The following is a 1045-nucleotide window of genomic DNA, read 5'->3' as shown; positions in this document are numbered from 1 at the left end:
CAACGAATTTGCCGACGTGGACGCCCGTTACCGTCAGCGCTATATCGACATGGCCTTGAACGACGACGTGAAGGACGTGTTCATCAAGCGTTCCAAGATTATGCAGTCCATTCGTGAATACCTCATCGAAAAGGGCTTCATCGAAGTGGAAACCCCGACTCTGCAGCCGATTTACGGCGGTGCAAACGCTCGTCCGTTTACCACCCATCACAATGCCTGCGATATGACCCTCTACATGCGTGTCGCTCCGGAACTCTACCTGAAGCGCTGCATTGTTGGCGGTATGGAAAAGGTTTTCGAATTCTCCAAGAACTTCCGTAACGAAGGTATGGACCGTACCCATAGCCCGGAATTCACCGGTCTGGAATTCTACGAAGCTTTCGCTGACTACAACGACATGATGGTCCACTTCGAAAACATCTACGAACGCGCCTGTATCGCAGCAAACGGCACCACCAAGATCATGACCCAGGGCAAGGAAATCGACTTCAAGGCTCCGTGGCCCCGCTACAGCATGATCGAAGCTATCGAAAAGTTCGGTGGCCTGAAGGTCAACGAAATGTCTGACGAAGACATCAAGAACAAGATGGAAGAACTGGGCGGCCACCTGGATGGTGAATTCAGCCGCGGCCGTGGCATCCTGGAACTGTTTGAACTGACTGTGGAAGACAAGCTGATCCAGCCCACCTTCATCAAGGACATGCCCACCGAATCTACTCCGCTCTGCAAGAAGCACCGTACCATCGAAGGCCTCATCGAACAGTTCGAACCCTACGCAAACGGCTGGGAACTGGGCAACGCCTATACCGAACTTAACGACCCCATCCGCCAGCGCGAACTTCTGGAAGACCAGGTCCGCCGTGGCCGCGGTGGTGAAGGCGAAACTCACCCCATGGACGAAAACTTCATGCACGCTATCGAATCCGGTCTGCCTCCTACCGGCGGTGTTGGCTTCGGTATCGACCGCATGGTGATGCTCCTGACCAACCAGGAAACCATCCGCGACGTGCAGCTCTTCCCGCTGATGAAGCCTGAGGTTTAATCG

The 1045-nt window shown here is 54.4% G+C and carries 1 protein-coding gene; it reads left to right on the top strand.

Features of this window, described 5'->3' with window-relative positions; genetic code table 11:
• A partial coding sequence (lysS, locus tag B7982_RS14730) for a lysine--tRNA ligase (RefSeq protein WP_088661417.1) occupies positions 1-1042 on the top strand: 1042 nt, incomplete at its 5' end.
• Between the last annotated feature and the right edge of the window lie 3 nt (positions 1043-1045).

Origin of the sequence: Fibrobacter sp. UWB2, assembly GCF_002210425.1 — a bacterium.
Lineage (GTDB): Bacteria > Fibrobacterota > Fibrobacteria > Fibrobacterales > Fibrobacteraceae > Fibrobacter > Fibrobacter elongatus.
This window is presented reverse-complemented; position numbering and strand designations above follow the sequence as displayed.